This window comes from Oleidesulfovibrio vietnamensis (assembly GCF_055388115.1).
The window spans coordinates 3,387,697-3,411,200 of the sequence record NZ_AP042419.1 but is presented as its reverse complement, the minus strand read 5'-3'; the positions used below and the strand labels follow the sequence as shown (position 1 = coordinate 3,411,200).

The following is a 23,504-nucleotide window of genomic DNA, read 5'->3' as shown; positions in this document are numbered from 1 at the left end:
ACCAAGAGGATCACATGGAATGACCGCAGACCTTCCCGATTTTGTTCCCGACTTTGAAAAAACGGGCGGCCTTGTTCCCGCCATCGCACAGGACGCCGTAAGCGGCGAAGTGCTGATGATGGCATGGATGAACGAGGAAGCATGGCACCGGACGCTTACCACCGGTGAAGCCCATTACTTCAGCCGCAGCCGTGGTTCGCTGTGGCATAAAGGCGGAACTTCGGGACATACCCAGCATATCAGGGCCGTGCGTCTTGACTGCGACAGCGACACCATTCTGCTGCTCGTGGACCAGATAGGCGGCGCGGCCTGCCATAAAGGGTACAAAAGCTGTTTTTTCCGTGAACTGAAGGATGGCGAGATTTCCGTATGCTCGCCCTTGGTGTTCGACCCTGAAGAGGTATATAAATAATGTCTGCAGATACACATATCATCAAGCTCGGCCTGCCCAAAGGCTCTCTGGAACAGTCCACCATCAATCTGTTTGCCAAATCCGGCTGGAAGATACGCCAGCATCACAGAAACTACTTTCCCGAAATCAACGACCCCGAGATCACTGCGCGTCTGTGCCGTGTGCAGGAGATTCCCGGATATATCGAGGAAGGCATTCTTGACGTGGGGCTGACCGGCAAGGACTGGCTGCTGGAACAGGGCTCGGACGTTGTGGTGGTTTCGGATCTTGTCTACTCTAAAACGTCCAACCGCCCCGCAAGCTGGGTGCTGGCCGTGGCAGGAGATGCTCCGTACCAGCGCCCCGAGGATCTGGCAGGCAAACGTATTGCCACCGAACTGCTGGGCGTGACCAGACGCTATTTTGAAGATGCGGGTATCCCCGTCAATGTGTTTTATTCATGGGGAGCCACAGAGGCCAAGGTTGTCGAAGGACTTGCCGACGCCATTGTGGAGGTGACCGAGACAGGCACCACCATAAAAGCGCACGGGTTGCGGGTTATTGCTGAAGTGCTGCTGACGAACACTGTGCTTATTGCCAACCGGCAGGCATGGGAAGACCCGGCCAAGCGGCAGAAAATCGAACAGCTGGACCTGCTGCTGCAGGGCGCATTGCGGGCCGAATCGCTGGTGGGGCTTAAGATGAACGTGCCCACAGGCAAACTTGATGCAGTGCTGGACAAGCTGCCCAGCCTCAATTCACCTACGGTGGCCAGCCTGCGCGACGGCAAATGGGTGGCGGTTGAAATCGTGGTGGATGAAGGCGTGGTGCGCGACCTGATTCCCGAGCTGAAAGACGCAGGGGCAGAAGGCATCATCGAATACGCCCTGAATAAAGTCATCTGACGCATGGCGCAGCCGTGCCTGCGGCGTTTGCGGCCTTCCGGCCGGAGCCGCAGTTCTTTGCTATATGCCGGAGGCTGCCCCATGTCACAGGGGCAGCCTTTTTTCGTTCAGCAACCGTCTACCGCACAGGCCCGGCCGCGCCGGTCTGTTTTCAGGAACCGCTATGACTACTCCGCGCATTCCACGGCAGCTTTACGGCATCATCGGATATCCTCTGGGCCACTCCATGAGCCCCTTGCTGCATAATTGGGGCTTTGAACTGCTGGGTGAGCAGGCCGCCTATATGGCTTTTCCCGTGGTGCCTGAAAAACTGGCGGAATTCATCTGCTGTGCACGTATGCTTCCTGTATCCGGGCTCAGTGTGACCATACCGCATAAGCAGGCGGTCATGCCGCTGCTGGACGCGGTGACCCCCCGTGCGCAGGCTGCCGGCGCGGTGAACACGCTTTTTTATGATGATGGAAAACTGACCGGCGATAATACGGATGTGTACGGCTTTCTGCATCCGCTGGATTCGTGCGGTACGGCGCATGCTGCCGCGCTGGTGCTGGGAGCCGGCGGGGCGGCCAATGCCGTGCTGGCCGCGCTGACTGCGCGGGGCATGTGCAATGTGACAGTGACCAACCGCAACGGCGACCGCGCCCGTATTCTGGCAGAGCGTTTCGGGGTGCGCTGTGTGGCGTGGGAGGAACGCCATGCCGTGGATGCGGATCTTGTGGTAAACACCACACCGCTGGGCATGGCCGGAGACCGGCAGGCGCAGACGCCGCTTGATCCGGCATTTTTCAGCTCCCGGCCCGCGGGGCTGGCCTATGATCTTATATACAATCCTGCACAGACGTTTTTTCTGGCATCGGCACAGGCGGCAGGCTGGCGGGTGTTGAACGGGCTGGACATGTTTGTCGCACAGGGGGCGGAACAATTCCGCATCTGGCGCGGCCGTGAGCTGCCCTTTGCGCAGGCACGCGCGCTTATCGCAGACGCGCTGGCTTCAGGCTGCTGATTGTACCGGTTTCTGCCGCGTACGCGGAGCGCAACGGAGCGGTATGTGCGCCCCGCCGTCGCGTGGAGGCGGGGCGCACGGGGTATTACGGGTACTGTGTTTTTTTCAGTATGTAGTGGGGGGCAAGGACTCCTTGCACCCTGTTTCCTTCGCGGTCCAGCAGAAAAAGCTGATTTTCGCCAACAAAGAACATCTGGTGATCCGCGGCGGCGTCCAGTTCCACACGGAAGCCGTCAACCCAGCGGAAGGTGCCTTCTATCATGGTGCCGGGGTCTTCTTCTTCCTGATATTGCTGCCACCATGAATAGGTTCCGTTTGCTGCCAGTGTTACGCGCATTTCGATGCCGGGGCAGCTGGCACAGGGGATGACCCCCGCGTAAATTCCTTCCCAGTCCAGCGCGGTGCGGGCTGTATGTCCGGCGTCGGCATAGCCGGAACTTTCTGTCCGGTGTCCTTCCGGCTGCGCGGCTGCGCAGCCTCCCAGCAGAACCACCAGCAAGGTCAGGCAGAGCAAGGGTATTCTGTTCATCGTATCAATCCGTAGTTATCTGGTTATGGCGGAGCCGCACGCCTGTTGTACCAGACCGGCAAGCAGCCGGTCTACGGCATCAATGGCTTGCGCGATGGCCGTAGTATCCTGAGTGTCCGGAGCATTCGGGGCTGCATGACCGGCGGAAAGCCCGTGGCGTGCCGCAGTGACGGAAAACGGCGTGTAGACTATTTCACAGCCGGAACGCGTCTCGCGCACAAGAACCTTCAGCGGCAGTTCCAGCGCCAGTGTGGGGGCCTGATTCATAAGCGGTGTGCCCGCGGCAGGGTTGCCGAACACCACTACTTTTGTCTCCGGCATGGTCAGACCGGCGTCTTCCGCGTTCTGTTTGTGGTCAAACACGGCAAAGACGCTCATGTTACTGTCGCTGAGGGCGCTCAGAAACGCTTTCCAGACGGCAAGAGTGTCTGCGCTGCACGGAATCTGCACAATCTCTCTGGTGTCCATGGTTGTTTTTCCTCGCGTTGCCGTTGGTATACCGGCATTTGCAGGTTGCGGGCCCCCCGCTGTACAGAGCGATCTTTATCCACCTTGCTGCAATATACCCCCCCGTTATAAAAAAAGAAACATGTAAAGCAGTTTTTACGGCACTGTCGTACCCGCATGCTGCATACGCCGCCGGTGCGGGTACAGGTAATAATTATTTACAGTATGACCCCGCATACAAAACAGGCCGCAGGGCAAACGTCCTCCGGCCTGTTGTCTGCTGTGTGGCGCGGTTATGATTTTTTCAGATTTTCCACGATAACCTGCAGCTCGCCGGACATTTTGGCAAGCTCTTCCAGAGCCGCAGTGGATTCGGCCATGCTCTGCGTCGTTTCTGCAGTAATGTGTGCCACCTCGTCCACAGCCTGATTTATCTGTTCCGACGCTGCGGACTGTTCTTCCGCCGCTGTGGCGATGGACTGCACCTGCGTGGCGTTGGCCTCGGCATAGGCGAGAATCCGCTTGATGGCTTCGCCGGATTCTCCGGCCAGTGTTGCGGCGTCTTCCACTGCATCCGAAGCGGATTCCATGGAGCGGATACTTTTTCTGGAAGAGTTCTGGATGGCGTGAATCTTGTCACCCACCTCTTTGGTGGCCCCGATGGTTTTTTCGGCCAGTTTGCGGACTTCATCGGCCACCACGGCAAAGCCTCTTCCGGCGTCGCCCGCGCGGGCGGCTTCTATGGCGGCATTAAGCGCCAGCAGGTTTGTCTGGTCGGCTATGTCGTTTATGACGTCCATTATCATGCCGATGCCGTCAGCCTGTGCCCCAAGCTCTGTCAGGTCCGTGGTCATCACCTGCGTTTCCTTGTGCAGAAAGTTGACCGCTTCGGCCACTTTGTCCACCAGTTCGGCGCTGCGTCCGGCTTCGCGTAGGGCGGCGGAAGCATTGGAGGCAGCCTCTCCGGAATTGCGTGCAACCTCCATGACCGATGCGTTCATCTGCTCCATGGCGGCTGCGGTTTCTGTCATGCGCGCCTTCTGGATATCTGAAGCACTGCTGATCTGGCGCGCCTGTGCTGACAGTTCTTCCGTGTTGGTGGCAATGCGTTTTACCACTCCCTCTATTTGCGATGTGGCCTGCAGAATACCGCGTCTTGTGGCCTGCAGGGCTTCCCTGCGGGCTTCTTCGGCCTGTTCGGTAGCTTTGCGGGCGCGTTCTGCCTCCTGCGTGGCGGCGCGCTCTTTCTGTTCCGTTTCGGTTATCATTTCTTTCAGCCGTGCCACCATGGTGCGCAGTGCCTCGGCAAGAACGCCCACTTCGTCGCTGCGGTTGATGTCCAGCGTTTCATCCAGCCTGCCTTCTGAAACAGCGGCGGCAAATGCCACGCCCCTGCCAAGCGGACGGAATATGAGAAATGAAGCCAGCATGTTGACCATAAGCACAGAAAGAAGCAGTGCCGTTACCGCCATGCCTATGGTGAGGTACAGATTTTCTTTTGAGTCTTTTTCAATGGTCGCAGTGCTTTCAAAGGCCAGCACTTTCCAGTTGAGACTGTCTATGTAGTACAGGCTTCCTTCATACGTCTGGCCGCCATGCGTGAACGACAGCCGGCTGGTTCCGGTGGTGCCCTGATATCTCTTCAGGTCGGGAATGACATCCCACAGGCTTTTGCCGATGTCCTTTTCGTCGGGAGCCGCCATGATGAAACCGTCGCGCCTTATGAGCAGGACATTTTTGAAATCCAGCACCTGCCGGGTGAAGCTTGTGATTTCATTCATGGCCAGATTGGCGCACAGCGTGCCGGCCACCGCCCCGTCTTTTGTTATGGGAACACCGGCGGCCATGACCAGTTCGCCGATGGAGGATGTGTAGGGCGTTGTGATGATTCTTTTTTCACCGTTGAAAATTCTTACATACCATTCGCGGCCCAGATCTTTTGCGTTGAAGTTGCGTATCTGCCCCTTGGCCGTGTAGGTCAGCCCGTCGCGCAGGCCGTAATAAGCTTCGCTCACGTTTGTCTGCAGCATCAGGGCGTGCAGCACTGAAAGCCTGTACTCCATGTCATCGGGGGTATGAGGGCTTAACACCGGCGCAAGCATTCTCGCTGCAAGCTCCAGCGCGTTGAAGTATGTATCGGTTTTTTCCGAAACAGCTTTGCCCACGGCCGTGGCCACTGTTTCCAGCTTGATATGCTGGGCTTTGTTCGATGATTCGCTGAAGCGCTGGTATGAAACTGCGGCCATTGCGATGATGACCAGTGCGAAAAAAGATAACACACTCAGTACAATTTTATTTTTTGCACTTAACGCCATGTCTGCTCCTGATGATTGCCGCAGGCACAGTGCGCCGGCGGGGGACAGGCGCTGCAACAGGCGCCTGCATATCTTTCATATAGTATGTGTGGAATGGAGAGCCTTTTACAGGCCCAGCGTTTGCTGTGTGCTGCCGTCCAAAGGTTTGCAGCAGGCGCTTTCCAAGCATGAAGCATGCCACTATATATAAGATATCAAGGAACTGTACTGTGTATTTATTGCGTATGATGTGTGCTGTTATATTATGTATGCAATGGTATGAGCTCGAGCGGAATGTGTGGATATGTATTCATGGTTTGTGTGTTCCATAAAAGAAACATGACAGGCGTTTCATATGATTCAATTTGCATGCTATTGATTTTTGTGTATCATTATTGAAACATTAGTTCCATAATTGAAACACGGAAGCAGATTTTTCTGTATCGTTGTTCTAATTGGCAGGATGTATGAATTTGCCATATTGCTATATTGATTGTATTTTTTATGATGCAATGTGATTTTTATGGCAGTAGGAATATTTTTTTGAAAACTTGATGCTCGTTAATTCGATGCTGTATCGCTTCTGTGTGTATATTTTTGTTTTTGTCTTATATGTATTTTTTATTAAATATGCTGTTTTGCATTTGCGATATAGTGATTGAGCTTTTTAATTGCGTGCTGCTGTATTTGTTTTTGTGTGTATTTATGCTCTGCAATTTGATGCTTTTAGCTGCTGTTGCAAATACTTTGCAAAAAAAGTAAGAAAAACGCCGCAATCACTCCGGTTGCCAAGGGGATTTTCAGCTCAGGGAGGGGGGCTTGCGCTACAGAGCGGATATCGACGGTCTGCGGGCCGTGGCTGTGGCTGCTGTTCTTTTGTATCATTTTCAGGTGGGGGCGTTGGCCGGGGGATTTCTGGGGGTGGATGTTTTTTTTGTGATCTCCGGATTTCTGATTACCGGCATTATCCTGCCCGCCGTGCAGAACAACACATTCACCTTTTCCGGTTTTTACAAAAAGCGCGTGCTGCGTATTTTTCCTTTGTTTGCCGTGGTGCTGGCGTGCTGTTTTGCTGCCGGCATGCTTATTCTCAGCCTCAAGGAATTCCGGCAGTTTTCGCAGGATGCGGCGTATGCAGCGCTGGGCGTTTCCAATATCCATTTTTTTCTGCACACCGGTTATTTTGACTTGGCGGCAAAAGCGAAGCCGCTGCTGCATACCTGGTCGCTGGGTGTGGAAGAACAATTCTACTTCTGTCTGCCCGTGCTGCTTGTCATGCTGCGTGCGCGCAGCGTCCGCTTCCGGACTGCGGTTCTGGGGGGGCTTGCGGTCTGCTCGCTGACCGCCATGCTCGTCACGGGACGTACAGCGCCGGACGCGGCGTTCTATCTGCTGCCGTTCAGAGCGTGGGAGCTGCTGGCAGGGGCCTTGCTGGCAATGCATACGGGGGCGGTTCATGCAGGGCGCGGCAGCTTGGCGCTGCGTCAGGCCGTTTCGCTGGGCGGGGCGGCGCTTATAGGCTCCGGCATGGTGTACGCCACCCCCGCCATGCATCCCGGCTGGGTGACGCTGCTGCCTGTGGCGGGCACATGTGCTGTCATCTGGGGAGCACATGACAGCCGCACGCTGGTGAACAGACTTCTGTCGCTTTCTGCCATGCGGTTTACTGGCCGTATTTCCTATTCACTGTATCTGTGGCACTGGCCTGTGCTTGTTTTCGGCGTGATGCTGGGAGGGCCGCTCACACCGCAGCGTACGGCGGTCATGCTGATGTTCTGCGTGGTGCTTTCGTGGCTTTCATGGCGTTATGTGGAGCAGCCGGCACGACACAGCGAGCGCCTGCTGTCCGGCTGGCGTCCGGTACAGGTGTTTGTTCCCGTGTTGCTGCTGCTGGTGGCCGCGGGCATAACCGGCTTTGCCACCAAGGGGCTGCCGCAGCGGCTCACAGCACAGGGACGGCAGATGGAAACGCTGCGGGCATTTAAAAATACCGATGTGCAGCCGGAAAAACTGACTGTTGCCGCCATGACGCCGCTGGGCGGAGGCAGCGGGCACCCGGACTTTATCGTGTGGGGTGACAGCCATGCGGAGCACCTGTATCCGCTGTTTGTCCGTCTGGCACAGCGGTACGGTCTGCACGGGTTGATGGCCACCCATTCCAACACCATACCCTCGCTGAATGTGCAGCTGGGCGAACAGTACGACGCCGCAGTGCAGTTTAACAGAAAAATGCTTGAGGCGGTGCGCGCCACGGGTGTGCGCCATGTGATTCTGGCTGCCCGCTGGCAGGGCTATCTTGCAGCGCGCATGTTGCAGGACGGCAGCCCCGTGCCGCCGGACAGAACCGCCGGTGCGGTGTTTGCCTCGGTCGGGCGGCTGACGGCAGACCTGCGCGCCATGGGCTGTACCGTGTGGCTGGTGGAGGATGTGCCCGGCCACGCCTTTTCTGCGCTGGATGAATTGCAGAGGCCGCTGCGGCCCAGCAATGCCGGTGAATTTGAGTCAACCGCAGCCGCTGCAGCCGATAAAGGGCGTGCCGTTGTCGAGCGGTTTCTCGATGGGCAGGCGGCAGCGGGAGTGCAGGTTGTCCGCACACGCGCTCTCTTTCTGTCCGGTGACCGCTATCTGGCTGTACGCGGCGGTGTGCCGCTGTACAGGGATACAAATCACCTGAGCGCCCCCGGTGCCCTGCTGCTTGAAGAAGCGCTGTGGCCTGCGCTGGCACAGATAGGGACCGACCGTGTTGTGGCGCACCGCACGGCACCTGTCCCTGCCCCGCAGAACTCCCGCCCGTGATGTAGTGTGTTTATTCTTGCTCTGAGGCGCATATCTGGTATTGTTTCAGACTGATATCTCTACCTGTGCCAGGAGCTGAAAATGTTTGCTACCCAAGATATTCTGTTCGCCTTCGGCCTGACGCTGTTTGCCGGTCTGTGTACCGGCATCGGCAGCGCTCTGGCGTTTTTTACCCAGAAAACCAATACAAAGGTGCTGTCTGTGGCACTGGGGTTTTCGGCGGGTGTCATGCTGTACGTTTCTTTTGTGGAAATTCTGTCCAAAGCGCAGGATGCCCTGACGGCATCTCTGGGCAATGTGGCCGGTGCGTGGGCAACTGTGGCTTCGTTTTTCGGGGGCATCGGGTTCATTGCGCTTATCGACTATTTTGTGCCGTCGGAAGAAAACCCCCACGAGGTGCAGAAAGTTGAGGCCATGGACGACCAATGTGAGGCAGCGCGTTTTAAAAAGCTGTACCGCATGGGAATCTTCACTGCCCTTGCCATCGGTATTCACAACTTTCCCGAAGGGCTGGCAACGTTTACAGCGGCCCTGACCGATCCCCAGCTGGGTGTGGCCATTGCCGTGGCCATTGCCATTCACAACATACCGGAAGGCATTGCTGTCTCCATACCCGTCTTTTATGCCACCGGTGACCGCAGGCTGGCGTTCAGGCTGTCGTTTCTGTCGGGGCTTTCAGAACCTGTGGGCGCGCTGGTGGGCTATCTGCTGCTGATGCCGTTTTTTTCAGATACGGTCTTCGGCGTGCTGTTTGCGGGTGTTGCAGGTATAATGGTGTTCATTTCGCTGGATGAACTGCTGCCTACGGCAAAGGAATACGGCGAGCATCATCTTTCCATTGCCGGTGTTGTGGCCGGTATGGCTGTTATGGCGCTCAGCCTGCTGCTGTTTATCTGATTGCGGTGGCGGACCGTTGCAGAAAAGCCCCCGCAAGGGGGCTTTGTGTTTGCTGCAGACCGGCCCTGTAAACCGTACCGGCCATTCTGCGGGCCTGCTGGCTCTGGTTTTCTGCTGCTCCGTATGGCCGGCAGGAAGGGGGAACGCCTTTATGCAGGGGCTCCGCAAACCGGTACCGCTCTCACCAGAAAGTCCCGTGAGCGGTCTATACCGTCTTCTTGCATACTTGCAGCGGCAAATGCCACAACCTCTTCGAAGGAGGCGGCAGGGGGCATTTCGCGTTGTTCCTCAGCCCGGACCTGAGCCTCAAGAGCAAGTACATCGGCTGCGTTTTCAAGTGCGTCAGCAAGGTCCTCCCCGTATGTAAAAGCCCGTGGACACTCCGCGAACCGGACAAGATAGCCACCTTCCATAGTGGGCAGAAGTGCTGCGTAATGGTTTTCCATATCTGTTGTTTTTCCTTGTGGCAGAAGAACCGTCCCGCGAAGCCGTCAGTTTTGCTGCCGGTGCTGCGCCACATGCGTGATTCTGTGCCGCCAGCGCCGGTTGTCTGATGGAGATCCGGGCCGGAACGTGTTTGCCGCCGCTGGAAACGGGACGGCGGGCAGTGAATGAGGGCTTCCACCGGAGGGCGGGGCCGGTGGGCCTGTCTGACGGGTAACATGTTGATGATATGCTTTTTTTGCAGCAAGGCAAGAGGCTTTCAGCGGCTTTGTATAGATTATGCCTTTCAGATTTTTGCAGCACTGTCTGCAGCAGTGAGCGGCGGGCGCGAAAGGTCGTCGGCGGTTTTCCGGTGTCTTTTTGCGGCACAAGAGGGCTTGAGGTCTTCGGTGCGGAATTGTGTGCGGCGATGCGCCGCAAGGGGGCTTTGTGTTTGCTGCAGACCGCAGATGTGGGCGAAAGAATAAAAAAAGGCGGCTACATTTCTGTAGCCGCCCTGGCACTCGTGGTGCCGAGAGAGAGAATTGAACTCCCGACACGGGGATTTTCAGTCCCCTGCTCTACCAACTGAGCTATCTCGGCGTCGCGGAGACATTGTTTAAGCAAAGCGGCATATCATTGCAAGCCTTTTTTTGCCTTTTCCTGAAAAAAGTTGCCGGAACGCCCGCGCAGCTACAAAAAAAGCCGCTTGGCATTGCGCATGGCGTAGTCGCAGTCGGCCACAAAACGCAGTGAAGCCTTCTGCGTGGGGGTGGCGTCTTCGGGTATCCGGCCATGGCGCAGCCAGTCGAGCATATCCTCCACAGGCGCGGTAACGCTGAACCAGTAACCCTGCGGGGCCGGTACGGGGCTGTGGGCATAATGTCCGAACAGGATTTTATCATCCACGATGATGACGGGCATGCAGGGCATGGCACGGGTTTCGTATAGTTCCACCAGTCCGTCATGGCGTGCGGCAAGCCGGACAAGAAAGTCGCGCGAGCTGTTGAACTCATGCTCCATCTGCGCCAGAGAATAATCGGGCCGCAGGACATGCATGAATTCTTCCATCCAGCCCCTTTTGGGGTCAAACGGCAGAGTGATGGCATGCAGCTTGCGGAAGCCGGGCTTGGTGAGTGCGGTGCTCAGGGCTTCGATGTGACGCGGTGAACGGGCGAAGTTGGAGTAAAGTGCGGCGTGCATGATGATGCGCCTGCGGGCTTCTGCAAAGACAAACGGCAGGCTTGCCGTATGGATGCCTACATACATGGATCATTCTCCGTTGTTGGATTCGTCCGGCAGAGCCTTGTCCGGTACCGTGTGTCCTGTGCGGCCGGAGCATTGCTGCGGCAGGTCCTGCGGTGTGAAGCCCAGCTTGCGCATACGCTCCGGTGCCAGCAGGCTGCGGATGTTGTCTTCCGGCACGCAGAGAGCCTGCGCCGCCACCCGGGCAAACGGAGTGCCGGTGGTCCGGGCCGTGTGCAGCATCTGCTCCACGGCAGTGTGGCCGGCCAGCGGCACCAGCACCGCCGCCAGTGCGGCGGAACGTCCCACATGGCTTTGTGCCTGTTCCGCCTGCGGCTCAAGGCCCTGCATGCAGCGGTTGTTGAGCAGCGTCACGCTGCTGCGCATCAGGTGCAGCGACTCGAGCAGGGTGTGCGCCAGCAGCGGCATGAACTGGTTCAGTTCCAGCGTGCCCATGGCCGAAGCGTGCGCGGCAAGACCGTCGTTGGCCAGCACCCGCAGCGCAGCCTGTGAAACGGCTTCGGCGATGACAGGGTTCACTTTGCCGGGCATGATGGTGGAACCGGCCTGCATGGCGGGCAGTTTCAGCTCGCCCAGTCCGGCACAGGGGCCGCTGCCCAGCAGCCGCAGATCCGTGCTGATTTTAAGCAGATTGGCTGCCAGCGCCTTGAGAATGGCGGAAACCTCGACCAGCTGGTCGGTGTTCTGGGTGGCATCCACCAGATTTTCCGCTCTGGAAAGTTTGAGTCCCGTAACGCTGCGCAGGGTGTCTGCAGCTTTCAGTATGTAGTCGCGGGGGGCTCCCAGACCGGTGCCGATGGCCGTGCCGCCCAGACTGACCTGCCGTATGCGTTCTCTGGATTTGAAAACCCGCCATCTGTCGCGGGCCACTGCTTCTGCCCATGCCCCGAATGTCATGCCGAACGTCATGGGAACAGCGTCCTGCAGCTGGGTCCGGCCCAGACGCAGCGTGTCCTGATGTGCGGCTTCAAGCTGCTGCAGCTGCGCCTGCAGGGCGGCGGTCTCTTTTTCCAGCGCAGTCAGTTCGTGCAGCATGGCCACGCGCAGTGCGGTGGGAAAAACGTCATTGGTGGACTGGTGCATGTTGACATGATTCAGGGGGCTGACCAGCGAATGCTGTCCGGGAACGCCTCCGAGCAGCTGGCAGGCGCGGTTGGCCACCACCTCGTTCATGTTCATGTTGGCCGAGGTGCCGGCCCCGCCCTGAAACGGGTCTGTGATGAAGCTGTCCTGATGGCTGCCGCCGATGATTTCCAGGCAGGCGGTTTCGATGGCTTCTGCCAGCCGGTTGTCCAGATACCCCAGACGGGCGTTGGTGCGTGCGCAGGCCAGCTTGACCTGAGCAAGAGCACGGATGAGCGGGGGGGCAAGGCGGTAGGGGCTTACGGGAAAATTTTCTGCGGCACGCAGCGTGTGTATGCCGTACAGCGCATCGGCGGGCAGTTCCCTGCTGCCCAGCGCGTCATGTTCAGTTCGCATAGTCCTCCGTGCCTGTTCACTTTTTCAGGATGTCGGTACCGTAACACGGGCGGCCATGCGGTTCAACAGAACGGCGCGGTTATCAGAACGGCACGGGCGGTGGCGTGGCTACAGGCGGGCCCGGTATCTGCGTGCAGGGCTTTGCCGGCCGGTAAGGGGAATGCGTTTTTGCAATATGAACGGAGAAACACGGTTTTCCTGACGGAAAAGGCACAGTTCGCCGATGTGCAGTGCGCCGGGCAGAAAAGGAGCGACGAGGGGCGCCAGTTTTTCGCACAGTGCGCGTCTGCATGCGGGGTCGCGGATTCTGCCCGTGAGGGCCATGTAAAAGCGGTAATCTTCAAGCACAAAAGGATAGCCGAACCGCATCAGCAATCTTTCCTGTCTTTCTGTGAGAGGCTTCATGCGGTGACGTTCCATGTCTGCCGGGCAGAGCGGTGCACGCAGCGGTTCAAAAAAACGCAGGCAGGCATCGGCCAGTCTGCTGATGGCTTTGCAGGGGCGTTCCGGCACCAGTGCCACCTGTGCTCCCAGACAGGCCAGCCGCAGCGGCGGGCCGCAGACCGGCGGCTGTGTTGTGCAGAATTCTTCCAGTGCGGCGGAAAGCTGCGCCGGTGTGATGCGCGGTGCAGCCTCAAACGGGGCCCGTATGGTGGCGTGGAACCCGCGCCGGCGTGTTCCGGCAAGCAGGTTTTCTGTTTTCTGCCCGCAGAATGAATCCCGCAGTGCCGGATGGGAGGGCATTGTGTCGGGTACCGCGGAAGGCGTCCGGCCCAGCCAGCGGCGGCCGAATTCTTCCAGCGGGCTGCCGTGCGGCGGAATCATGTATACAGCGTATCTGCGGGACAACTGCGTTCTCCGTTGCCGTAGGCCGGACACGGGGACGTCCTGATGCCGGACATGCGCGGCCATCAGGCGTCCTCCGGTGCAAAAGGGGGATGTTCCGTTGTGCCTGTGCCGTGTGACGGAGATGTGGCGGCGGTGTGCCTGTTGCGCGTCAGAAAGGTACGGGGGTGCCCAGCAGGGCCGCGGCCTCGTGGGCGCGCAGGTTGTGCCCCAGCAGTCTGGGGATGCCGGTGTTCAGTTCGACCACTGCGGCACACGCGTATGAAGGATAAAAGGAGAAAAGATCGTCAAGCGGGGTGTCTGTAAGATGGCAGAGCAGCGTGCGCAGCCACCCTGCGTGTGTCACAGCCACGGCGGGAAAGGGACCTGCGCTCATGAGCGCCAGAGATTTGCGCATGCGGATCTGGACATCGGCAAAGCTTTCACCCTGCGGCGGGCGGAATCCGGCCATGTTGCGGCCGCGTTCTTCGTATTCGCGGGGGTACAGATGCTCGATGGCGGCAAAGGGCATACCCTCCCACCGGCCCAGATTGATTTCGTCCAGATCGGCCAGCACGGTGACTTCACTGCTTTCCAGCCCGCCTGAAAGGGGGGCCAGCGTCTGACGGGCCCTGATGGCGGGGCTGCAGTACAGTGCGGCTATGCGCGGCGGGCGCGGGGGGGCATCGGCGTGCACGGCTCCGCAGGCGGCCTGAGCAGCCTGCGCTCCGCACCGGCAGGCTTCTTCAGGGTCGGGCAGCTGTTCTATGCCGAACGCCGCGGCTATGCCCTGCGCCTGAGTCAGACCTTCCGCCGAAAGCTGCACGGGCGTCCTGCCGATGGCGCGTCCTCCGCTGCCGGAGGTGGCCGCATGGCGGAACAGCGCGATACGGCCGTTCATGCAAGCTCCTGTTGCAGCAACCGGTAGCTGTCCTGCCCCAGAGCGGCGTCCAGCAGACGCCGCAGCGTCATTGCGCGGTGTTTGCGGGCCGAAATATCGCGTACCGCCTGCGGGTCGCGGTTCCACTCTCTTATGCGTTGGTCAAAGCGTTCTTCCATGGGAATCAGCGTCGTGCCCCGTATGTATTTATCCGCCAGCATGACCAGTTCGCGTTCACCGGGTATGCGCACCCGCGCGGGGTCCGTATCCCTGTGGGCCGCCACTATGCGCGCTGCGGCGTCAAATCCGTACCGGCGCAGCATGGCTCCGCCGGCTTTTTCGTGCTGCCTGTAGCCCTTCAATATATCGTGCAGGGTACCGGATGCAAGGGCAAGACCGGCATCGGGCAGAGATTCAACGGACGGAGAGGCGCAGCTGACCATCCGGCAGGCGAACAGAGCGGCCGCCTGTCCCACGCGTACCCCGTGTGCGCGCACATGGGGCGGCGTTGCGGCAATATCAAGCAGCGCCAGCACTTCGCCTGCCGTGGGGATGTGCCTGCGTCTGAAGGCCGCAACGGCCAGCCTGTATGCTTCGGGCGTGTCCATGTCGCGCAGGCAGCCTTCATCGGCAACGGGCACCGTGGTGTTCATGCCGAGGTCTGCAAATGCCCGGATGACGGCCCGCAGTCCGTCTTTGCCGTCATGCCGCAGTACGCTGCGCAACACATCAGCGCGCAGCAGCGGCGGATGCCCCGTGCGGCTGCGGTGCGGCGATGCCACAGGCAGCGTGACGGCGTGCCCCTGCCGGACAAAGGAGGCCGCAAGCAGCATGCAGGTGGACGCGCGTACCAGCGGGGTGTCAACGGGCAGAATAAAGGCCGCGTCAACGTGAGAGACAATGGCCTGTATGCCGCACTGTACAGAGGAAAACATGCCGTTTTCTGGATGCGGGTTGGTCACGGCGGTCAGACCGCAGCGGCGGGCTTCGGCGCGGACAGCATCGCCGTGATGACCGCAGACGACAACCACTGGGCCTGTGACGGCCGCTGCCAGCGCCAGCGCCGTCTGCTCCAGAACGGTGCTGCCGCCGAGGGGCAGTATGGCTTTGCACCGCCCCATGCGTGATGATTCTCCTGCGGCCAGAATAATACCGCCGATGCGCGGCAACGGGCCTGTGATGTCCTGCGGCGGCCATGCGGGAAGACACAGCGCCGGAGGCGGGGCCGGTTTGGGCCCCCGGCACGCGCTGTTATCCTGCGGACGCAGGCCGGGGGTGGATAAACTGCGGGGCATCAGCTTGCTCCGTCTCCGTTGCCGGCGGCACGGCAGGCGATGATTTCCGCCATGATGCTCACGGCGATTTCTTCGGGAGTGCGTGCCCCGATTTCCAGGCCGATGGGGCAGTGGCAGCGCGCGATGGAGCTTTCATCAACCCCTTCGCTGCGCAGCTGATCATACAGCGCGTCGCGTTTGCGTCTGCTGCCGATCATGCCCACATAGCAAGCGGGAGTCTTCAGCGCCTGTTCCAGCACGGTTTTGTCGTGCAGGTGTCCTCTGGTCATGATGACCACGTAGCACTGCGGGGTGATGGTCAGCTGTGCAAATGCCTGACCGAAATCCGGCAGCACCACGGTGCGGGCCTGAGGAAACCGCTGCGGACTGGCAAATTCTTCGCGGTCGTCCAGCACGGTCACGGCAAACCCCGTCATGGAGGCCATGGCCGCCGTAGGCAGTGCCACATGACCTGCTCCGAAAATGATCATGCGCGGTGAGGGTTGCAGCCATTCCGTAAACCGGCATGTTTTTCCGTCGCAGTCCAGCGTGGCAGACGCTGCGGCAGGCGCTGCATGACCGCAGTCAGGTGTCTTGCGGCCGGTGACGGCAAAGCAGGCCTCGCGCGTGGCGGCTGCGGTGTGTTCCAGCCGCTCCATGGTTGTTTCCAGCCCGCAGGCTTTGCCCTGCAGCAGGCTGTCGCGCGCGGCGCACAGCACCTCGGCCCCGCGTCTGCCTGCCTGTATGTGTTCAGCCACCACGGTCAGCCGGCCGCCGCAGACCATGGCGGCCTTGGCAGCTTCTTCATTGCTCAGGTCAAAATGCCTGATGACGGCCAGTTCCGGACCGGACTCCGCTGCGGAAGAGGCGAATCTGCCGGTGAGCATTTCGCGTCCCAGTTCCATGCAGCCCGCCTCCATCAGACCGCCGCCCACGGTGCCCAGTATGCTGCCGTCACGTCGTACGGCCATTTTGGCACCGCTTTCCCGCGGGGTGGAACCGGACTGCATGGCAATGGTCACAATGACCACATCTTCGCCCTGTTCAAGAAGTGCGCATACAGAATCAAGGAAGCTGTTCATGGTATGATTCTCCGGAGTTGAGAGGTGGCGTGCCCTGTGGAATGACGCGGATACGGCGTTTGCCGAAACCCGCCTGCGGTGCGGTGCGGGCGACATGGAACGTTGTCCCGCCGTGGCGTGTCAGAGCCGCAGGCAGGGGTGAATCCGCCAGCGCTTTTTCTGCCTGCTGCCGCAGCGTCCGGTCCGTACCGGCTGCCGGCGCGGGGTACAGCGTGATTTGCAGCGGGGTACCGGCCCACGGCTGCCAGCATGCTTCAAAATCATGCAGCCCGGCAAGGGGCAGAAGAATGTTGTCCAGATCGGCAGGGTACAGGCTGCCGCCGTCCGGCAGTGTGATTCCTTCGCCGGTTCTGCCCCTGCCGGGGCTGATGCGTCTCAGCGGGCTGCCGCAGGGGCATGCACCGGCAAGCAGCCGCGCCAGATCGCCGGTACGGTAGCGTATGAGCGGCATGGTGCGGCGGCGCAGGGTGGTGATGACCAGTTCGCCCTCCTGTCCGTCGGGCAGGGGGGTGCCGGTAACGGGATCTATCACTTCGGCCAGCAGGTCGGCTTCGCGCAGGTGCAGTCCCTGATGTCCGCAGCCCAGCGCTCCGCCCAGACCTGTTTCCGTCATGCCCCAGTGGACAAGCACTCTGCAGCCGAAAATGCGGCGTATGAGTCCGGCCACCGCGGGGGGCACGCTGTCCCAGCACAGCAGCACCGTGTGAATGCGGCCGGGGTCGTAACCGGCTTGCTGCCAGGCCAGTGCCAGATGCCTGACATGGCTGGCCGACCCGACAATCACTGCGGCTTTTTCCGTATGGGCCAGCCGTGCCAGCGCCGGAGCGCCCTGCCCCATATTGCCGGCCACGGAGCGCATGCCTGCGTTTTCCAGCGCGGTACCCAGCAGGCGCCCCACACTGGCGGGGCGTTCTCCCGGCAGGACAGCCAGCACGGTATCGCCGGGATGCCCCACGCTCAGCATGCCCCACGAAAAAAATTCCACCGTGGCGTTCAGGTCTTCTTCAGAAAAGAAAAGCCGCTTTGGCCGGCCGGACGTGCCCGATGTGTCCAGCGTGACCACCCGCGCCACGTCATCCTGCGAGGTGCACAGCAGGCTCAGAGGTGCGCGGCGCAGCACATCGGCATGCAGCAGAGGAAGGCGGTGCAGCCCCCCGCGCGCGCTGATGCTTGCCGGGTCCACACCCTGCAGGGCTTGTCTGTAATAGGGTGAAGCCTCTGCGGCGAGGGCGAGCACCTCGCGCAGTCTGTCTGTCTGCCATGCGCTTATGCCGGAAGCCGTGAGCAGCCTGCGCAGTTCCGGATCGCTGCATGCGGGGTTGCAGGCCGCGGCGCAGGAAATTCCCATGGCCCGGGCCGTCAGCCCGTCCGGAGTGAACACCGCCTGATTACGCTGTCCTTCTGCATCGCTACCTGCATCGCTGCCTGCATCGCTGCCCGTGCTGTCTTTTCCGCTGTGATGATTTTCTCTGTCCGGTCCGGCGCAGCACGGCGGGGCTGTGTGCGGGGCTTCATGCGGCATGCCTGCCTGTCCGCGGCATTGCCGGGGCAACACGCTGCGGTCTGCTGTCATTGTCCGCTCCTGTGCAGGGGCACTCCCTGCGCACTGGTGCAGTTCCATGCGCAGAAAGGCACTATGCGCCCGTCCGGAGCGGCCACATGGATGCAGCATCCGCGTACCCGTTCCAGATCAATGTTCCAGACATCCTGAAAGGCCATGGCCGACACGGCAAAGGTGTGCGTGGCCGCACGCTGCAGAAAACGGTCAAGGTCGTCGGCGGGCGGCTGCGGTGCGGTGCTTTCCTGCTGTTGCGGGGCGCCGTTACGCGGTGCGGCCCATTGGCGTTTGACAAAGGCTTTGGCAGCGTCGGCGCCTTCGCTGGCTGGTCTGGGGCGGCAGTCGCAGGCACTGCGCTGTACGGAAAGGCGCTGGAGTCCGCCGTCTTCACGCACCAGATAGTTGGCATGGAATGAACACAGCGAATGCTCGCAGCCGGGCGGCAGAAAATCATCGGTGGTCACAAGTCCCGCGGTCTGCTTTTCAAGGCCGCGCATGATTTCAGGCAGGGTGATGCGTTCTGCGGGGGGCGGGCCCTGTTCGGGGGCACGGGTTGCGCCGTCTGGCGCGGGGTGTCTGCCGAAGTGGCTTACCGGCTGGAAATGGACTCCGCGCACGGCAGGACACAGGGCAGCACCCAGGCGCAGAATTTCTCCGATATTGTCGTCGTTGACTCCCGGTACCACTGTAGGAACCAGCACAATGCCTATGCCCGCTTCGGAAAGCAGTCTGACGGCTTCCATTTTTTCGCGCAGCAGGGGCATGCCGCGCAGGGCGGTGTAGATGGCATCCTGTGTGCCGTCAAACTGCAGAAAGACGGAATCCAGTCCGGCACGGGCCAGCTGCGCGGCAAGAGAAGGTTCGCGGGCTATGCGCAGGCCGTTGGTATTCAGCTGGACAAAAGGAAAACGTTCCTTTGCCATGCTGATTATCTGCGGCAGGTCGTCGCGCATGGTGGGCTCGCCGCCGGAAAGCTGCACGTTGCAGGGGCCCGTGCGCGGGCGGGCGTTGTCCATGAGCGTCCGCAGCGCGGCCATATCCGGGTCGGGCGGGGCGGACTTGCCGGCGGAGGCAAAACAGAACCGGCAGTGCAGGTTGCAGCGTGAGGTTATTTCAAAAAGCAGCGTGCAGGTGTGCTGGTTGTGTTCCGGACACAGTCCGCAGTCAAAGGGACACCCTTTTGTTCTGCTTCCTCCGGGCGCGGGCGGAGTGGGCAGCTTGGGTTTTTTCCAGCCCTGCATGGCGGGCAGCCCCCGCCATACCGGGGTGCGGAATTCGCCGTGGCGGGGACAGCGTTTTACCTGCAGCACGGTATCACCCTCGTGTTCGTGCCGCGCGGGAATACGTTGCAGGCATACGGGGCAGAGGCTTTCGCGCATGTCGGCTTCAAGAAAAAATGGATTCATGCAGGTTATTCGTCCTTTCCCGTGGCGGGGTCCAGCGCATGGGCGTCCAGAATTTCCAGCAGCCTGCCGTACGCCGCTGCCACCAGTGTGCCGCAGCGGCTCATATCCGGCGTGCGGCATTGGCCGCCGGTAATCTGACTGCATTGAATGCCGCCGTATTGCGCGACTGCCTGCCCGAACCATTCGCCGTATTCTTCCAGCAGCAGCGGCAGAATTTCGTCTGCCGTGTCGTTATCGTGTCCTTTGGCCGTGTACAGGGCCAGCAGACAGTTGCCGCCGGTAAGTACACCGCAGGGGCCGTCGCAGTCACTGCCGCCATGGCACAGGCCCGCGGCCGCGCGCACAAGGTCGGGGTTGCGTCTGCCCATACCTTCAAGAGCAAGCAGTATGAGAATCTGGCTGCAGCAGTAGCCCTGCCCTGCCAGCCGCATCATGGTAAGCGATGTATCGTCGAGCATGGTTATTCTCCGTGGAAGGTGTGAGTGGTCTTCAGCCTGACCTGCGGGCCAGCAGCAGAAAGTAGCCTGCGCCCGTTCCGGTGTGCGGGATGTTTGCAGACCGGCCCGCAGCCGCGGCGCTGAGAGAGCACAGCGGTTCACCCGCCAGAACAAGACGGGCAGCCAGCGTACCGAGCATGGGGGTATGGTCCTCAAAGCACAGAGGCAGAAAGCCCGCCTGCCGCAGCATGGCCAGAATGCCGCTGCGCGTTGCCTGCCATCCAAGGCAGGAACCGGCTGGCAGCGTATGTTTTTTCTGACCGGTCAGGTACAGGTCGGTAACGGCCAGCGTGCCGCCGGAACGCAGCAGATTGCGGAAAATATGCAGTGCGCGGGCGGGGTCCGGCAGCAGGGAAAGAACGCATTCACACAGAATCATATGAAAGCTTTCCGGAATGAAAGGCGGCTGCATGGCATCGGCCCGCACCATGGGCACTCCTGTTGTGACGCGGCAGGGAACATCCCCCTGCCGGTGACGGCCGGCCAGCATGTCCATGCCTGCAGCCAGCGCCCCGTAACGGCGACGCAGATGCAGGGCGGAAGCGCCGGTGCCGCAGCCTGCGTCAAGCACTCGCCAGCCGGGCTTGACCCCTGCCAGCGCCGCGGCGCGGTCGGTAAGCTCCAGCCCGCCGGGGCGCCATGCATTGGGCGAAGCTCCGCGCATGGCCGGACGGGCCCACAGCGGCTCGCAGGCAGCTGCCGGTGCTGTGCCGGTGCAGGTCACTTGTCCTCCAGCAGGCTTTCCACATCCGCCATTTTACCGGTGGCCAGATCTTCGGGAATCAGCACCAGTCCGCAGGCGGCGCAGGCAGGCAGTTCCACGTTGAACAGGCTGTCCAGATATTCCAGTTCCACGGTGGCGGGCTGCAGGGGTTGCCCGCAGCGGGCGCACACCCAGTGTGAATAATCTTTGTCCAGAACCTTCATGGTGCTCATGACGGTGTTCTCCCGTTGACTGTGCGCACGTGCATCCGGTGGCTCCACACGTTGTGCACCGTGAAGGTGTTTTCATCGTGCCGGGTGAACTCCACCCAGTAGGTGACCACAACGGGCCGCAGCGATGCCAGCCGGTGGCCCTGCGGGCTGCGCGTATCCTGCAACCAGCGGTTGTCGCGGGAGTGCAGCAGCACTTTGCGCACGTCGGCATCCAGAATACGCCGCTCTTCCATGCGTGCGGCGGCCTGTGCCGTGTAGCGTATTTCCAGCGCCGCCTGCGGGCCGGAGGCGGCAGGCGCTTCATCCCAGCAGGATGTCAGCAGATATTCCCGCAGTCTGGCCCTGTTTTCATGCCGTGCCGAAAGCGAGGGAGCATGCCGTGCCGCGGCGGAAAAACCTTGCGCGCAGCAGTCGGCAGGCAGGGTTCCGGCGACGGGCTCTTCCTGCGCGGAAGGCAGGGGGGCTGCGGCGATGGCGGGAGCGTCAGCCTGCGCGGGCAGCAGAATGTCGAGCAGGTGCGCTGTGCGTTTGCCGTGCGCCGCAAGTCTGTCGCGGCACATGGCGCAATAGGTCACGGCATCGGCCTGCAGGTCTGTGCCGGAGGGGGCTGCTTCCGCTGTCTTGCCTTGTGCGGGGGGGGCCCCCAGCCGCAACGCTCTGCCTTCTGTTATTTTTTTTCCCAGTGCAGCATTGGCCTCTGCCGCCAGACCGCCGAAACCGCAGCATTCCGTGGTTTCCGCGGTCAGTTCCGGTTCGTGCACGGCTATGCCGTAGCGTTCCAGCAGCGACCTTACGGCCTGTCGCATGGGGGCGTCTTCGCGGGTGCCGCATGGGTCGTGCAGCACCACGGCGGGGTGTCCGTCTGCGGTTGCCGGCTGCAGAATATCCGGCTGGCTGTCAGTCAGGCTGTCCATGATTTCCCACAGTCCGGTCACGTCTGCCTGCGGCAGATGGCTGCGCAGCATGACGGCGCATGAGGGACAGGCGGCAATCATGACGGGAGAGCCGAGGTTTTCCCAGTCCTGTTTCAGGGCGGCCACGGTGCCGGCGGTCAGTTCGTTTCTGCCCGACCATTGTGCAGGGGCACCGCAGCAGCGCAGCATCAGGCCCACACCCTGATTCTGCGCGGTACCGCATGATGGGGGCAGATGCCGCCGCAGCCATTCCCATGTACGGGGAATGCTGTCCGGGTCCGAAGCAGCAAGCTGGCATCCGGGGAAAAACACCCAGCCGCTTGCCTGCGTGTCCGGAGCGTGGCGCGCCAGCGTACAGTGTTCTCCGTTGGCAAATTCCATATCGCGGAGCGCGAAATCGTGGGCCGAAGGGGGCATTTTGCCGCGGCGGACCATGCTTTGCCGGGCCTCTGCACACAGCGCGCCCATATCAAAGCCGTTGGGGCACAGGGTGGCGCACAGTCCGCACTGCATGCATGAGTTGATCATGGTGTTGGCCTGCCGCGTACCCATGACGATGGATTCATTGTTGTATATGCGACGGGCGTACTGTTTCGGATAGCTGCCGTATTCCTGCAGAAAGACGCAATGCCTGACACATTCCATGCATTCACAGCGCAGGCAGCGGGCTGCTTCGTTACGGGCCTGCGTGGCGTCGTATCCGCCTGCGGGTACGGGCACGGGCGGAGCGGGTTGTACTTTTTCCAGACTGGTGAACAGCGTGGATTCAAACACGCCTTCGCGTTCGCGTCCCGCAACCAGTGAAGCTCCCTCGTGCAGCCGGGCCACAGAGGTGGCCGCCCGTCTGCCCTGTGCCGCGGCGGCTACGGGGGAAGTCCCCTCCGTAACGGAGCATGGCAGCGGCGGTGCTGCAAACACGCCGTGCGTTGCCGTGCCCAGCGTCAGGGGGTCCGGTTCCGGCAGGCCTGCCATGAGCCTGTCATAGGCGCGGGGCGTGATGAATACGGCTCCGCACTCTTCCAGACAGCCGGCTGCCAGACCGGAAGTGATTTCTGTGTGTTCCTGTATTTCCGCGTCGAGTCTGCGCAGGGTGTCCAGCTCTTGCTGCAGCATGCTGTCTATGCTGTCTGCGGCAGCGGGGGGAATGTGCAGACCGTCCAGCGCATCCGCGGGCGGGGTGTCCGTGTATATGGTGACGGCAATGCCTTTTCTGGTCATATCCCATGCGGCGGCAAGACCGGCCAGATCGCATCCGAGCACGGCGGCTTTTTTGCCGCGGGAAGGGGCGGGCAGTATGCGCGGCTGGCGGGTTGCCCGCTGTGCGCAGACGTGTTCCAGCGCCGGCAGTTCTATGCTGCCGCCTGCCTGTCCGCGAATGCAGGCACTGCGGCACGGCCCGTCGCAGATGCGGGCGAGCACCCGGGGCAGGGGCATGGTGCGGCACAGTGTGGCCCACGCCTGATCATATTTTTCTTCCGCCATGCGGGTGCAGAATTCTTTCACGTCCACGTGCAGCGGGCAGGCGGCGCGGCATCGGGGCGGCTCTTCCTGTGTGCAGCGTGCTTCCCAGCGGCGCAGTTCGGCCTGTTCCATAACGTCTGTCCCCCGGAACGTCGTTCACGCATGCACCGTTACGGCACACGCGCGGAAAAAAAAGGACGGCCCCCGCCCCTGAGCGGGGGCCGTCTGCATGGTATCTGTT

General features: G+C 60.9%; 21 protein-coding genes and 1 tRNA gene. 5 read left to right on the top strand and 17 right to left on the bottom strand.

The features are described 5' to 3' along the window. Positions 1-19: 19 nt before the first annotated feature. From hisI to aroE, 3 genes are all read left to right on the top strand, one after another. On the top strand, positions 20-412 hold the full coding sequence (hisI, locus tag ACZ5D1_RS15285) for a phosphoribosyl-AMP cyclohydrolase (RefSeq protein WP_011369249.1): 393 nt from the start codon (positions 20-22) through the stop codon (positions 410-412). Continuing rightward, positions 412-1,296, top strand: a complete 885-nt coding sequence (hisG, locus tag ACZ5D1_RS15280) for an ATP phosphoribosyltransferase (protein ID WP_011369248.1) — start codon at positions 412-414, stop codon at positions 1,294-1,296. Before hisI ends, hisG begins: the two co-directional genes overlap by 1 nt. Before the next feature lie 163 nt (positions 1,297-1,459). Continuing rightward, the gene (gene aroE / locus ACZ5D1_RS15275) at positions 1,460-2,299 is read left to right on the top strand and encodes a shikimate dehydrogenase (RefSeq protein WP_455697011.1); all 840 of its coding nucleotides are present in this window, start codon (positions 1,460-1,462) and stop codon (positions 2,297-2,299) included. An 85-nt stretch (positions 2,300-2,384) separates the two neighbouring features. On the opposite strand, the gene ACZ5D1_RS15270 is transcribed toward aroE, so the two are convergent. The 3 genes from ACZ5D1_RS15270 to ACZ5D1_RS15260 all read right to left on the bottom strand — a co-directional run bounded on the left by ACZ5D1_RS15270 (position 2,385) and on the right by ACZ5D1_RS15260 (position 5,590). Beyond that, on the bottom strand, positions 2,385-2,828 hold the full coding sequence (locus ACZ5D1_RS15270) for a copper resistance protein NlpE (protein WP_011369246.1): 444 nt from the start codon (positions 2,826-2,828) through the stop codon (positions 2,385-2,387). 15 nt (positions 2,829-2,843) lie between these two features. After that, entirely contained in the window at positions 2,844-3,296 is a 453-nt protein-coding gene (locus ACZ5D1_RS15265) for a DUF302 domain-containing protein (RefSeq protein WP_011369245.1), read from the bottom strand. Between the two features lie 272 nt (positions 3,297-3,568). Continuing rightward, entirely contained in the window at positions 3,569-5,590 is a 2,022-nt protein-coding gene (locus ACZ5D1_RS15260) for a methyl-accepting chemotaxis protein (RefSeq protein WP_464555385.1), read from the bottom strand. A gap of 798 nt (positions 5,591-6,388) precedes the next feature. On the opposite strand from ACZ5D1_RS15260, the gene ACZ5D1_RS15255 reads away from it, so the two are divergent. After that, positions 6,389-8,365 (top strand): acyltransferase family protein, encoded by a 1,977-nt coding sequence (locus tag ACZ5D1_RS15255; protein ID WP_464555383.1) that lies wholly within the window; start codon positions 6,389-6,391, stop codon positions 8,363-8,365. Positions 8,366-8,446: 81 nt separating this feature from the next. Next, positions 8,447-9,262: a zinc transporter ZupT gene (gene zupT, locus ACZ5D1_RS15250; RefSeq protein ID WP_011369242.1), complete on the top strand. Its 816-nt coding sequence runs from the start codon at positions 8,447-8,449 to the stop codon at positions 9,260-9,262. Between the two features lie 149 nt (positions 9,263-9,411). Here zupT and ACZ5D1_RS15245 read toward each other — a convergent pair whose 3' ends face one another. The 14 genes from ACZ5D1_RS15245 to ACZ5D1_RS15180 all read right to left on the bottom strand — a co-directional run bounded on the left by ACZ5D1_RS15245 (position 9,412) and on the right by ACZ5D1_RS15180 (position 23,395). Further along, positions 9,412-9,708 carry a type II toxin-antitoxin system HicB family antitoxin gene (locus ACZ5D1_RS15245; protein ID WP_273195763.1) on the bottom strand — a complete coding sequence of 99 codons (297 nt, stop codon included), beginning with the start codon at positions 9,706-9,708 and terminating at the stop codon, positions 9,412-9,414. A gap of 504 nt (positions 9,709-10,212) precedes the next feature. Then, positions 10,213-10,288 (bottom strand) — tRNA-Phe (locus ACZ5D1_RS15240). A gap of 90 nt (positions 10,289-10,378) precedes the next feature. Beyond that, the gene (locus tag ACZ5D1_RS15235) at positions 10,379-10,954 is read right to left on the bottom strand and encodes a hypothetical protein (protein ID WP_011369240.1); all 576 of its coding nucleotides are present in this window, start codon (positions 10,952-10,954) and stop codon (positions 10,379-10,381) included. Positions 10,955-10,957: 3 nt separating this feature from the next. After that, entirely contained in the window at positions 10,958-12,430 is a 1,473-nt protein-coding gene (locus ACZ5D1_RS15230; RefSeq protein ID WP_011369239.1) for an aspartate ammonia-lyase, read from the bottom strand. Positions 12,431-12,538: 108 nt separating this feature from the next. Beyond that, entirely contained in the window at positions 12,539-13,279 is a 741-nt protein-coding gene (locus ACZ5D1_RS15225; RefSeq protein WP_464555379.1) for a DUF1045 domain-containing protein, read from the bottom strand. A gap of 148 nt (positions 13,280-13,427) precedes the next feature. After that, a complete protein-coding gene (locus tag ACZ5D1_RS15220) occupies positions 13,428-14,156 on the bottom strand; it encodes a histidine phosphatase family protein (RefSeq protein WP_011369237.1) in 729 nt (242 codons plus the stop codon). Further along, on the bottom strand, positions 14,153-15,430 hold the full coding sequence (locus ACZ5D1_RS15215) for a DVU_1551 family NTP transferase (protein ID WP_464555377.1): 1,278 nt from the start codon (positions 15,428-15,430) through the stop codon (positions 14,153-14,155). Before ACZ5D1_RS15215 ends, ACZ5D1_RS15220 begins: the two co-directional genes overlap by 4 nt. After that, positions 15,430-16,491 (bottom strand): XdhC family aldehyde oxidoreductase maturation factor, encoded by a 1,062-nt coding sequence (locus tag ACZ5D1_RS15210; protein WP_011369235.1) that lies wholly within the window; start codon positions 16,489-16,491, stop codon positions 15,430-15,432. The genes ACZ5D1_RS15215 and ACZ5D1_RS15210 overlap by 1 nt, the downstream gene beginning before the upstream one ends. Then, a complete protein-coding gene (locus ACZ5D1_RS15205; protein ID WP_464555375.1) occupies positions 16,475-18,064 on the bottom strand; it encodes a DVU_1553 family AMP-dependent CoA ligase in 1,590 nt (529 codons plus the stop codon). Before ACZ5D1_RS15205 ends, ACZ5D1_RS15210 begins: the two co-directional genes overlap by 17 nt. Then, entirely contained in the window at positions 18,061-19,455 is a 1,395-nt protein-coding gene (trsS, locus tag ACZ5D1_RS15200; protein WP_464555373.1) for a radical SAM (seleno)protein TrsS, read from the bottom strand. The genes ACZ5D1_RS15205 and trsS overlap by 4 nt, the downstream gene beginning before the upstream one ends. Before the next feature lie 5 nt (positions 19,456-19,460). Further along, positions 19,461-19,913 carry a DVU_1555 family C-GCAxxG-C-C protein gene (locus tag ACZ5D1_RS15195; protein WP_011369232.1) on the bottom strand — a complete coding sequence of 151 codons (453 nt, stop codon included), beginning with the start codon at positions 19,911-19,913 and terminating at the stop codon, positions 19,461-19,463. A gap of 31 nt (positions 19,914-19,944) precedes the next feature. Next, a complete protein-coding gene (gene trsM / locus ACZ5D1_RS15190; protein ID WP_464555372.1) occupies positions 19,945-20,676 on the bottom strand; it encodes a DVU_1556 family methyltransferase in 732 nt (243 codons plus the stop codon). Beyond that, complete coding sequence (locus ACZ5D1_RS15185; RefSeq protein ID WP_011369230.1) at positions 20,673-20,888, bottom strand: DVU_1557 family redox protein; 216 nt, start codon at positions 20,886-20,888, stop codon at positions 20,673-20,675. Before ACZ5D1_RS15185 ends, trsM begins: the two co-directional genes overlap by 4 nt. Continuing rightward, positions 20,885-23,395, bottom strand: a complete 2,511-nt coding sequence (locus ACZ5D1_RS15180) for a pyridine nucleotide-disulfide oxidoreductase/dicluster-binding protein (RefSeq protein ID WP_464555370.1) — start codon at positions 23,393-23,395, stop codon at positions 20,885-20,887. Before ACZ5D1_RS15180 ends, ACZ5D1_RS15185 begins: the two co-directional genes overlap by 4 nt. Positions 23,396-23,504: the final 109 nt, after the last annotated feature.

What these genes read in the sequence shown, in the direction of transcription:
- hisI (WP_011369249.1), top strand. Translation starts at nt 20, where the DNA reads ATGACCGCAGACCTTCCCGATTTTGTTCCCGACTTTGAAAAAACGGGC.
- hisG (WP_011369248.1), top strand. Translation starts at nt 412, where the DNA reads ATGTCTGCAGATACACATATCATCAAGCTCGGCCTGCCCAAAGGCTCT.
- aroE (WP_455697011.1), top strand. Translation starts at nt 1,460, where the DNA reads ATGACTACTCCGCGCATTCCACGGCAGCTTTACGGCATCATCGGATAT.
- ACZ5D1_RS15270 (WP_011369246.1), bottom strand. Translation starts at nt 2,828, where the DNA reads ATGAACAGAATACCCTTGCTCTGCCTGACCTTGCTGGTGGTTCTGCTG.
- ACZ5D1_RS15265 (WP_011369245.1), bottom strand. Translation starts at nt 3,296, where the DNA reads ATGGACACCAGAGAGATTGTGCAGATTCCGTGCAGCGCAGACACTCTT.
- ACZ5D1_RS15260 (WP_464555385.1), bottom strand. Translation starts at nt 5,590, where the DNA reads ATGGCGTTAAGTGCAAAAAATAAAATTGTACTGAGTGTGTTATCTTTT.
- zupT (WP_011369242.1), top strand. Translation starts at nt 8,447, where the DNA reads ATGTTTGCTACCCAAGATATTCTGTTCGCCTTCGGCCTGACGCTGTTT.
- ACZ5D1_RS15245 (WP_273195763.1), bottom strand. Translation starts at nt 9,708, where the DNA reads ATGGAAAACCATTACGCAGCACTTCTGCCCACTATGGAAGGTGGCTAT.
- ACZ5D1_RS15235 (WP_011369240.1), bottom strand. Translation starts at nt 10,954, where the DNA reads ATGTATGTAGGCATCCATACGGCAAGCCTGCCGTTTGTCTTTGCAGAA.
- ACZ5D1_RS15230 (WP_011369239.1), bottom strand. Translation starts at nt 12,430, where the DNA reads ATGCGAACTGAACATGACGCGCTGGGCAGCAGGGAACTGCCCGCCGAT.
- ACZ5D1_RS15220 (WP_011369237.1), bottom strand. Translation starts at nt 14,156, where the DNA reads ATGAACGGCCGTATCGCGCTGTTCCGCCATGCGGCCACCTCCGGCAGC.
- ACZ5D1_RS15215 (WP_464555377.1), bottom strand. Translation starts at nt 15,430, where the DNA reads ATGCCCCGCAGTTTATCCACCCCCGGCCTGCGTCCGCAGGATAACAGC.
- ACZ5D1_RS15210 (WP_011369235.1), bottom strand. Translation starts at nt 16,491, where the DNA reads ATGAACAGCTTCCTTGATTCTGTATGCGCACTTCTTGAACAGGGCGAA.
- ACZ5D1_RS15205 (WP_464555375.1), bottom strand. Translation starts at nt 18,064, where the DNA reads ATGACAGCAGACCGCAGCGTGTTGCCCCGGCAATGCCGCGGACAGGCA.
- trsS (WP_464555373.1), bottom strand. Translation starts at nt 19,455, where the DNA reads ATGAATCCATTTTTTCTTGAAGCCGACATGCGCGAAAGCCTCTGCCCC.
- ACZ5D1_RS15195 (WP_011369232.1), bottom strand. Translation starts at nt 19,913, where the DNA reads ATGCTCGACGATACATCGCTTACCATGATGCGGCTGGCAGGGCAGGGC.
- ACZ5D1_RS15185 (WP_011369230.1), bottom strand. Translation starts at nt 20,888, where the DNA reads ATGAGCACCATGAAGGTTCTGGACAAAGATTATTCACACTGGGTGTGC.
- ACZ5D1_RS15180 (WP_464555370.1), bottom strand. Translation starts at nt 23,395, where the DNA reads ATGGAACAGGCCGAACTGCGCCGCTGGGAAGCACGCTGCACACAGGAA.